A 9,559-nucleotide genomic window follows, 5' to 3' on the forward strand; every position below is an offset into this window, starting at 1 on the left:
ATACCAAGCGCTGGGGAAGCATTTGGCATCCGTTCTCCCGCATGAAGCATGCGGAGTCCTGCTGGGTGCTGCCGCAGCGGGCGGCATGCGCATCGACACCTACGTGCCCATGCGCAACGTAGCGCCTGACCCGCTGCATGCTTTTGTCCCGCACCCGGCTGACTGGATCTCGGCGCTTTATCTGTCGCCGCCTCCAGTCGGCCTGTTTCACTCCCATCCGCGTGCGGCCCCTCAGCCCTCTTCCTCCGATCTGCGCGGACTCACCGGCCTTGGGGACCATTTCGCGGTATATTTAATTGGCGCTCCCGGCGCCGAGCCAGCGAGCCCCCTTCTTCTGAACGGGTATGGCATTCAGCGCACCCGAACCGAAGAAGGGGTGTTGTCCGTTTCGCTGATTCAAGCGAACCTTCAGGTTCTGCTCAAGTAAGCGTACAGATCGCCCAGTGTCTCTACCTGCTTGTGCAGGGAAATCTCTCGCAGGTAAGACACCCAGAGCTTAGCCGTCATTTTGGCGTCTTCCAGCGCGTTATGTCGTCCGCAAATCGGGATGCCATGCACCGTCAGCAGCTCATCCAGGGTGTACTGGCCCCGGTTTGGCTCCAGCCAACGCGCAAGCATCATCGTATCCAGCACGCGGTGGGTGAGCTGCACCTTGGAAGTCTTCCACAAGGCCGCATTCAGAAACGATTTGTCATGCGCGCTGGCGTGGGCGACCAGAACTCTTTTTCCTACAAAGGACATAAAATTATGAAGCCCGTCAATAAGCGAAGGGGCTGCCTTGCACATTTCTTCGGTAATTCCCGTCAATTCGGTAATATTCGCCGGAATGGAGGTCTGACAGTTCACAAGCGTGTAGAAGCAGTCGTCCTCCATAATTTCCTCACCGACAACCTTAATTGCGCCGAATGACAGAATTTCATCCCCATGCTGACTGGAGAAGCCGGTCGTTTCCAAATCGAACACGATAGTCTCCAGCTCGGACAGCGGTGTATGCAGCACCTCCGGACGACGTTTCTCGCGCATCAGCGACCGGATAAAAGCCATTTGCTGAGCGGTCTGCTGTGCGGATTCTCCGCCACGAATCGAAGCGATCGCAGACGGCATTCCGCCATGTCTCAAGTTGTTCCAGAACCCGCCGCCTTTGTTCGGCTCCTTCATAGCTGTCTCCTTTCCGCTGACCGGAGCTGGCGCTGCAGAACGCGATGAATGCGTCTGACCAGCAGTAAGCTGTCTCGCAGCTCGGACATCAGTTGCCTGTTCCTCAGATCATTTTCGGATGCATAATCACTGCCCGACAAGAGACCGTCTTGGACCAAATAAGGAGTATTGACCCTCATCTTGAGCGCCGTCAGGAACGCGCTCCGCACACCTTCCGGCAAATGCCGGTACTCCCTGCTCAGGATCTCCAGTCTTTCCAACGTCGAAGTTTCGCGGATTCCATGCTGCAAAGCAAAATATCTCACACCGTTAACCAATGGAATGTATAGCCCGTATTTGACGTCAAATCCCCCCGCATGATCCCCGAACCGTTCGGTGAGCACCTGCCCGAGAAGATTGAGCGTCGCTTTATGACGGACGGTATTTCGCAGAACCGCCGCCCAAAGCCTGGGGTTGTCAATGAATCCTTCATGGTAAAAATTCAGCCATTCTTCGGAGAGGCTTCGGTCCCCCGCAATATGCCGCATATCGGAACAGATCGTCAGATATCGAATAGGCTCCCATTCAAACTGGGTTCTCCAGCCCGTAAGCTGCACCTTCCACTCATGCAGAGTCTTGCGCCACATCGACTCCGAGCACATGACCTTGCCCTCGCACTTCTCATATCCGATATCAGCCAGCAGTGCGGAAAGCCTGTATCCGAATTCCTCGAAATACTTCTCCTTTGCTTCCTCCGGTTCTCCTGCAATAATTAGCCCGTTATCCTGATCGCTCCAGAGCGTCGTTTCCTTTCTCCCCGCGCTGCCGAACACAATAAAGGAATAAGCGCAGGGAGGCGGGCCATGGCCCGCCTCAATCATCTGCGCCTCGGATAAAGCAACCGCCGCTTCCGCGATAGCATCATGCATCGCGTTGACACGCAGCATCCATTCCTCAATCGGGATAACATTCAACTGTTTCAGGAGAATGCTCTGACAGGCTATGCGCCTTGTCTTCAGCTCCTGCGGCGAACCGGATGTTACGATGGACTTATAAGATGCTTCATAGTCCCAATCGTCAGAATCCGCCTGCGTCAATCGGTCCGCCTCCCTGACCTGATATTCTTATTTCTTTTGGGATTCGGATTCCGTAACCAGCTTCATTTGCTCAGGATAACCGTAAGTGCCATGTTCGCTGATATCCAGACCCATCAACTCTTCCTCTTCCGTTACGCGAATGCCGCTTACCAGCTTCATGACATACAGGAAAATGAAGGACAGGATGGCTACGAAGGCAAAAGTTCCGATGACACCGAGAACCTGAACACCAAGCTGGTGTACGCCGCCGCCATAGAACAGACCGGCTTTACCGATGCCTACTGTGTCTACAAGCTCAGGAGTCGCGAACAAGCCGGTGGATACCGCGCCCCACATACCGGCGATGCCGTGTACGGAGAAAGCGTAGATCGGATCGTCAAGACCCGCGCGCTCCAGCCATTGCGAAGTCATGAACGTAAATGCGCCCGCTACAAGACCGATAATAAAGGCAGCCCAAGGCTCAACAAAGGCGCAGGCGCCGGTAATGGCTACGAGAGCAGCCAGAACGCCGTTCAGCATGGCCGGAATGTCAGACTTGCCGAAGTACAGCCAGGAGGCTACCAGAGCGGCAAGACCACCCGCTGCCGCCGCAATGTTCGTGGTCAGGGCTACATATCCGAAGAATCCGCCCATTGGGCTCAGTGCGCTGCCTGGGTTGAAGCCGAACCAGCCGAACCACAGAATGATAACACCGAGAACCGTGAATACTTGGTTATGTCCCGGAATAATAACCGGCTTGCCTTCTTTGTTGAATTTCCCAAGACGCGGTTTGAGCAGGATGGTAGCGACTACCGCAGCCGTTGCACCCGTCAGATGGACTACTGTCGAACCGGCGTAATCCTGCATGCCCATCGTCGCCAGCCAGCCGCCGCCCCATACCCAGTGAGCAACAACCGGATAGATAAAGACGGAGAACAAAATGCCGAAGATAATATATACGCTAAGTTTCGCGCGTTCCGCCATACCGCCGGAGACGATGGCAAGCGAAACAGCAGCAAACGCCATTTGGAACAGGAATTTCACGTTCAGCGTTACATCGGAGAATGCCAGCGATTCAAAGGAAGAAGCCATCGAATCTCCGCCATATCCAAAGCCCGTTGTACCGAAGAAGCTGTTGCCGTTGCCGAAGCCCAGGCCAAAGCCCAGCGCCCAGAAGCAGATGCTGGCAATCGCCAGCGTCAGCACCGTCTTGCCGGCTACGTGGCCCGCGTTCTTCATTCGAACCGAACCCGCTTCCAGCATGGCAAAGCCAGCTTGCATAAAGAATACCAGAATAAACGCCAAATAAGTAAAAGCTGTGTCCAGACCAATCTGCAGGTCCGGAGCAGTAGGACCGTCAGCGGCGAAAGCGCTGACCGGGTAAATCGTCAGCGTTAGCATCGCTAACACAAAACATAACCACTTTCTCTTCATTACTCCCCACTCCCCTATGTAATATATTCTAACAAATCATGAAACTCTTAATGTCATTATAAGCAAAACGAAGCAAAATTGACAAGAGTATTTTTCACGAAAAGAGAAATAAATTTTTAGTAAATAATTAGCAGCATCAACCGGGTATTTTATGAATATCCTTATTAAAAGCATGACGTTTGACTGTACGGTTTTCGGTTTGCTATCATTATAGTTAAATCAAGGAAATACGGCGCCCTTCAACCGGGGCACGAACCTTTCCTTTCCGCGGAGGTGAGCAGCATGGGGATATAATGCTATACCGGATCGGCGAGCTGGCCAAGGCGGCTCAGATCAGTGAGCGTACCATCGATTATTATACTAAACTTGGGCTGATCCAGCCCGAGACAAGAAGCATGAAAAATTATCGGCTGTACAGCCATGAAACCTTGGATACTCTGGAACGTATTAATCAATTGAAACAAGAAAAATATACATTGGAAGAAATCAAGTCCATTTTGGCGCGATGGAACACAGCTGCCCCCGATCACGATGTATCCGGCAAGCTGGCAGAGCTTGAAGCCCATATGCAGCAGCTCCGGCGAGAGGTCAAGGCGCTTGAACCTGCGCTGAACAAGATGAAGCCGGGACAGGCCAGGCGGGCCTTGGCTCATCTGATTCCCCAGGGAGCCGCCTGCATAGAAGCGATACGCCTTCTATTGTCTCAAGTGCCGCCAATCTAATTTAATCGATCAGAAAGTGGAGGAATAGGTGAATGATGTATTTATTGGTAATAGCAGCTTTTCTCTTCTCGTTGTGGGCCCAATTCAGGGTGAAGGGAACCTTTAACAAATGGGCTCAGGTGGCCAATCAAAACGGAATGACCGGCTACGAGGCCGCAAGACGAATGCTGGATGCGAACGGCCTTGGCGATGTTCCGATTGAACCCGTTCACGGGGCGCTTACCGACCACTATGACCCGATTCACCGGGTTGTCCGCTTGTCGGAGCCCGTATACTACGAGCGCTCCATTTCAGCCGTCTCCGTGGCCTGCCACGAGGTCGGGCATGCTATCCAGCACAAGGTTCACTATCCGATGCTGGTGCTTCGCCACCGGATGTTCCCGGTCGTCAATTTCGCTTCGGGCGTTGCTCCGTTCATGCTGCTCGCCGGCTTCCTGTTCAGCTCCTTGAACTTGATCGGCCTCGGCATCATTTTCTTCTCGGCGGCTGTAGCCTTCCAGCTTGTAACGCTGCCGGTGGAATTCAACGCCAGCAACCGGGCCCGCCAGGTCATGGTGGAACAGGGCTTTATCCGGAACGAGGAAGAACGCGGAGTCGCCAAAGTGCTTAACGCCGCAGCGCTGACCTATGTTGCCGCCGCTCTCGTCTCCGTGCTCGAACTGCTTCGCCTGATTATGGTCTATACCAGCAACCGCGACTAACCTGCACGCTTGTTGCATTTTGGTATTTTGCAACAAACAACCCCGGAAGGCTCTAGGAGCCGACCGGGGTATTATTTTGCCGCGTTCTGAAATAAGTCAGCAGAAAAGCCCTGAACGAGCGCGCAACCAGCGGCAATCTGCCGTCCGAACGGTGGATAAGTCCGATTGTGCGGGTAACCGCAGGCGCTTCCACTCTCACCTGAGCCGGTTGAAGCGAATTCGTGTGGGACAACGCCAATTCCGGCAGCAGGCTGACCCCCATTCCCGCCGCGACGAGGCCGCGTATCGTGTCCGTCTCTCCGCCCTCAAACGCGATCTGCGGCGTAAATCCCGCTTTCAGGCACGCCTTCCAGACGATAGGGCGGAGCGAGTAGCCCGGACTGAACAATACGAACTGCTCATCCTTCAACTGTTCCAGACGTATAATTTTCTCCTCCGCAAGCGGATGATTCTGGGGAAGGATCGCGAACAGCTCCTCCGTCATCACCACATCCCCAATCAATTGCTCATCGCTGTCCGGACAGGGCGATATAAAGGCCAAATCGACTTCGCCCGAGAGCACATCCTTGATCAAAGAGGGATACATCCCCTGCTTAAAGCGGAATTTGACATGCGGGTAATGCTGGCGGAACTCGGCGACGATGGCAGGAATCAAATGGGTTCCCACGCTGTTCGGAAAGCCGATCCGGATCTCCCCCCGCTCCGGGTCCAGAAATTCATGTATTTCAGCTACGGACCGGTCCAGATCCTTCAGGATCGTCTCCACCCGCTTGCAGAACAGCTGTCCTACCGGTGTAAGGTGCAGATTCCTTCCTTTTTGCATAAACAGATCAATGCCCAGTTCCTGCTCCAGCAGGTGAATCTGCCGGCTGACCGCCGACTGCGCCACATGCAGCTCCTCCGCCGCTTTGGTCACATGCTCCTTCTGGGCAACCTTCAAGAAATACTGCAGTTGTCTAAGCTCCACGCCCTAATCCCTCCGTCCTGCACTTCTTTCTCGCCGGATCATTCCCGTCATCGCTGCCGCCTGCGGGGCAGTACCCGTATAAAGAGGCCGTACAGGAAGAATCCGCCGATTAAACCGCCAATATGGGCGGCCCAGTCTACATTTGGCATAACGAAGGACGTAATAATCCCCATTGTCATGAGTCCGTAGAGCGTCCTCCGTGAGCCCTCATCCATCATGGGACGCTGCAGCAAGGCGATATACATGAACGCGCCATAGACGGCAAATATCGCCCCCGAGGCGCCGACCGATACAGTCACCACATCCCCGGGGCCGCCCCCCCATGCTCCATTGGACACAATATTGCCGACAACTCCACCCGCCACATACAGCAGCGCATAGCGCCACCAGCCGATGAGCCGTTCAAGCGGCGGCGCAAATACCAACAGCGCAAAGCAGTTGAACAACAGGTGAGTAAACCCGTTATGCAGAAAAATAGAGGCAACATACCTCCACAACTCACCGCTTTGCGCTTCGGCATCCGTCATAGCTCCAAAGCGCAGCAGGGTATCCGGATTGGTCGAGCCGCCGTTCAACACCAGCACGATAAACATGATGATATTTGCCAGAAGGATAAGGCTGGTAACGGGATAAAATTTCAGATAGCTTCTCCAATTTTCATAACGAATAAATATCATGGCGCCACCCTTCTCTTTCGATCTTGTTCTATAATACGTCCTTCGGTTGGACAGGGTCTCATTAAAAAGATTATAATTTATTGAGGCGGCAACAAGCCAATTTTGTTAGTTCAAGGAGGAATAACCAGTGACGCAAGAAAGAACAGGCGCAGCCACTTTTAAAGGAAATCCGATTACTCTTATAGGACCGAAGCTGAGCGCTGGCGATCAGGCTCCCGATTTTGTTCTCAGTAAAAATCTGCTGGAGGATGCTTCCTTGAAGGACTTCAGCGGCAAAGTAAAGCTGATCAGCGTAGTCCCTTCTCTGGATACCGGCGTCTGCGACGCGCAAACCCGGCGGTTTAACAGCGAAGCCGCCGAGCTTGGCGACGAGGTTGTCATTCTCACTGTCAGCGCCGATCTCCCGTTCGCCCAGGCCCGCTGGTGCGGAGCCGCAGGAATTGACCGCGTCATTACGCTCTCGGATTATAAATCGAACGCCTTCGGCGAAGCCTACGGGGTGCTGATCAAGGAATTCAAGCTGGATATGCGCGCTATATTCGTCATTGATAAAGATGACAAGATCGCATACGTGGAATATCTGGGCGAAATGGCGGAGCATCCGAACTATGAAGCCGCTATTAGCGCGGTCAAGAGCTTGCTATAATCAGCGAACTTGCACTTTCATGTTTAAAAGCGGAAGAAGGCATACCTTCTCCCGCTTTTTTGCAAGCAAAAACAAGCCAATTTCCATCCTGGCAAAGATGGGTAAATTTGTTTCTTCCATAATATAAGCGCATACAATGCAGGCATTTCTCCGCCCGGTCCAGACGCAGCACGGTCCAGACGTAGCAATTTAATTACGGTTAATCGAGCTTATGTTTGCCTAGCTTCTTGTCCAGCGTCTCATACAGACGTTGAATCACGCGGTAGTTCGAGCCGAGGTCGCCAAGTGAACCCCGTGAAGCCGAATAGACGTCGACCGCACACCGTGTCGGTGATGTATTAAGCACGGAAACGGTAATATCCAGCGTCCGACCGAAGGCCGTCTTTTTCTCCAGCGTAATCTCTCCTACGGATTGAACCTCATGAAGAACTCGAAAGCCTGGAATTTTCTTTAAGGTAGAGGATACTTCCTCCCATCCCTTTTCTTTGGTGAGGTTGTAATAGCGCGTTTTCAAAGCGGGTTCTTTGGCGCGGTCGCTCGTTCCTTCATGGCTGCGAAACAAGCCGACCAAGGTTCTTTTTAAAGACAACTTACTTCCCCCTCATCTCCCAAATTCACTTATTTCAGTGTATCACTCTTGCCCCGGGAACAAAAGTAGAATGCTTATTTATTCAAGACCCGTCCGCATTTCGACAAACAAGAAGGCGCCCAGTCTCCCGCTCGGGGTAACTTGGGCGCCTTCGTACACGATAAAAGAAAACCCGCCTATGCCGTCCGGCTACAGTGTCTTCTGAACCTGCAATAGCAGGTGGGTGATCGCAGTTGCGGTTTTGAAGTCCCCTTGTCATATAGACAGGGCCTTTCAGCTGCGCTTCATGTAGATCTCCCAAGACATTATCATTGGTTCAAAACAACGAGCAGCCGATAACGTACATCGCAGGATTTAGCCCTATTATATTGCGTTTTAACGAAAAAGTAAACCTTGTATGCGCTTAATTTTACATGAAACGATATTTCTTTTGATGCCAGGATCACCGTCTTCGGCGGGATGGCGCAAATTAAAGGCGCGGCTGCTCCTCGTTCGGCGTCTCTTTGGATGGGCTGATCCCCTCCGAAATATCTTCCGATTGTTCGTTCTCCCCGCTGCGTCCAGCTTCCAGAGCCTCTTCCTCCTGACGCTTCTTCGTTTCCGCCTGCAGCTGCAGTTTGTTGTAGGTTGCATAGAAATTAAAGAAAGCGACCATGGCGATTAACGTAGGAATACATACAAAGTAGAGCGCGGGATATCTCAAACCGATGTATGAGAGCACAACCCCGGCCAGGAGCGTTGTAAACACCCGGATGGGGCGGGCGATGGTCAGCAGAATGGAGTTGGTTATCACTTGCTTGAAGGTCATCTGATAATGAACGACGGTAGAAAAAAAGTTGAACATCGACACCATAAGGACAATCATCAGAACAAGCATCAAAATACCAATGATTTTAAAATCGGCCATCTGCGTCATATAAATCGTTACATCCAGATACATCACGGCGAACAAGAGCGTGTAGATCAGGCCGCCAAGCATGCTCTTCCGGTAATTTTCCTTATACCCTTGAAAATAAGTCTTGAATGTGCTGACATCCGTATTGCCCATTACCCACTTGCGAACGACCGTGAACAGCGCCGACGTTGCCGGAAAAACGGTAAACGGAGCCGCGATGGCAAGGCCCCAGTTTAAAACGACCTGCTCGTTAGCTCCCCCCTGGTTCGTCGCCAGCAACATGATCTTCATCACGATAAAAAACAAAAACGGAGATGAACACAGGGTCCACAGCACATTGCTGAACGCTATGCGTGAAATCCACTCCGTAATGCGGTATAAACCGCCCATTGCTCCTTTAAACTCCACTTTCCTTCCTCCTGTCTCATCGCTACTGCATAGCTTAACTATACCTTATTTCACCGTATCATTTCCATAGCCCGGGGCACGCAAGTTTGATGGTGGATTTTCATGCCGTTAATTAAAAAAAGAAGACAGGCGCGCCTTCTCATGCGCACCCGCCTTCCATTCTCGTCATACCCAGGCAAGCTTAAATATCAAAAGAATCCTCACGCTTCGGCGCACGGCGTTCGCCGTCAGCCGGACGCTGGAATTTGCGTTCTCCGCCGCGGTAGTTGGAGCTTTCACGGCTTCCTTTGTATCCGCCGCTTCCGCT

At 52.5% G+C, this 9,559-nt stretch carries 11 protein-coding genes and 1 other RNA gene; 4 read left to right on the forward strand and 8 right to left on the reverse strand.

Annotated features, from left to right (window positions below; genetic code table 11):
* A partial coding sequence (locus L692_RS30485; RefSeq protein ID WP_025697392.1) for a M67 family metallopeptidase occupies positions 1-427 on the forward strand: 427 nt, incomplete at its 5' end.
* Here L692_RS30485 and L692_RS0103900 read toward each other — a convergent pair.
* From L692_RS0103900 to L692_RS0103910, 3 genes are read right to left on the reverse strand one after another with little or no spacing between them, the layout of a single operon-like run.
* Positions 409-1,158 carry an exonuclease domain-containing protein gene (locus tag L692_RS0103900; protein WP_025697393.1) on the reverse strand — a complete coding sequence of 250 codons (750 nt, stop codon included), beginning with the start codon at positions 1,156-1,158 and terminating at the stop codon, positions 409-411. The genes L692_RS30485 and L692_RS0103900 overlap by 19 nt on opposite strands.
* Positions 1,155-2,234: a DUF294 nucleotidyltransferase-like domain-containing protein gene (locus L692_RS0103905; RefSeq protein ID WP_025697396.1), complete on the reverse strand. Its 1,080-nt coding sequence runs from the start codon at positions 2,232-2,234 to the stop codon at positions 1,155-1,157. The genes L692_RS0103900 and L692_RS0103905 overlap by 4 nt, the downstream gene beginning before the upstream one ends.
* 27 nt (positions 2,235-2,261) lie before the next feature.
* Positions 2,262-3,647, reverse strand: coding sequence for an ammonium transporter (locus L692_RS0103910; protein WP_025697397.1), 1,386 nt, complete (start codon positions 3,645-3,647; stop codon positions 2,262-2,264).
* Between the two features lie 293 nt (positions 3,648-3,940).
* Between L692_RS0103910 and L692_RS0103915 the strand changes: the two genes are divergently transcribed.
* Both L692_RS0103915 and L692_RS0103920 read left to right on the forward strand, forming a co-directional pair.
* Complete coding sequence (locus tag L692_RS0103915) at positions 3,941-4,369, forward strand: MerR family transcriptional regulator (RefSeq protein WP_036721865.1); 429 nt, start codon at positions 3,941-3,943, stop codon at positions 4,367-4,369.
* A gap of 32 nt (positions 4,370-4,401) precedes the next feature.
* Positions 4,402-5,070 (forward strand): zinc metallopeptidase, encoded by a 669-nt coding sequence (locus L692_RS0103920; RefSeq protein WP_025697401.1) that lies wholly within the window; start codon positions 4,402-4,404, stop codon positions 5,068-5,070.
* A gap of 52 nt (positions 5,071-5,122) precedes the next feature.
* Here the strand turns inward: L692_RS0103920 and L692_RS0103925 are convergent, their stop codons facing one another.
* Complete coding sequence (locus L692_RS0103925; protein ID WP_025697402.1) at positions 5,123-6,037, reverse strand: LysR family transcriptional regulator; 915 nt, start codon at positions 6,035-6,037, stop codon at positions 5,123-5,125.
* 47 nt (positions 6,038-6,084) lie between these two features.
* A complete protein-coding gene (locus tag L692_RS0103930) occupies positions 6,085-6,714 on the reverse strand; it encodes a rhomboid family intramembrane serine protease (RefSeq protein ID WP_025697403.1) in 630 nt (209 codons plus the stop codon).
* Positions 6,715-6,841: 127 nt separating this feature from the next.
* Here L692_RS0103930 and tpx point away from each other — a divergent pair, with 127 nt between their 5' ends.
* Entirely contained in the window at positions 6,842-7,360 is a 519-nt protein-coding gene (tpx, locus tag L692_RS0103935; protein ID WP_025697406.1) for a thiol peroxidase, read from the forward strand.
* Positions 7,361-7,559: 199 nt separating this feature from the next.
* On the opposite strand, the gene L692_RS0103945 is transcribed toward tpx, so the two are convergent.
* The 3 genes from L692_RS0103945 to L692_RS0103950 form a co-directional block, all read right to left on the reverse strand.
* Positions 7,560-7,949, reverse strand: a complete 390-nt coding sequence (locus tag L692_RS0103945) for a DUF1499 domain-containing protein (protein ID WP_025697407.1) — start codon at positions 7,947-7,949, stop codon at positions 7,560-7,562.
* Positions 7,950-8,114: 165 nt separating this feature from the next.
* A non-coding RNA gene (ssrS, locus tag L692_RS31020) (6S RNA) lies at positions 8,115-8,306 on the reverse strand.
* 112 nt (positions 8,307-8,418) lie between these two features.
* Positions 8,419-9,252, reverse strand: coding sequence for a YesL family protein (locus L692_RS0103950; RefSeq protein ID WP_025697408.1), 834 nt, complete (start codon positions 9,250-9,252; stop codon positions 8,419-8,421).
* Positions 9,253-9,559 lie beyond the last annotated feature (307 nt).

This window comes from Paenibacillus forsythiae T98 (assembly GCF_000520735.1).
Classification (GTDB): Bacteria; Bacillota; Bacilli; order Paenibacillales; family Paenibacillaceae; genus Paenibacillus_AQ; species Paenibacillus_AQ forsythiae.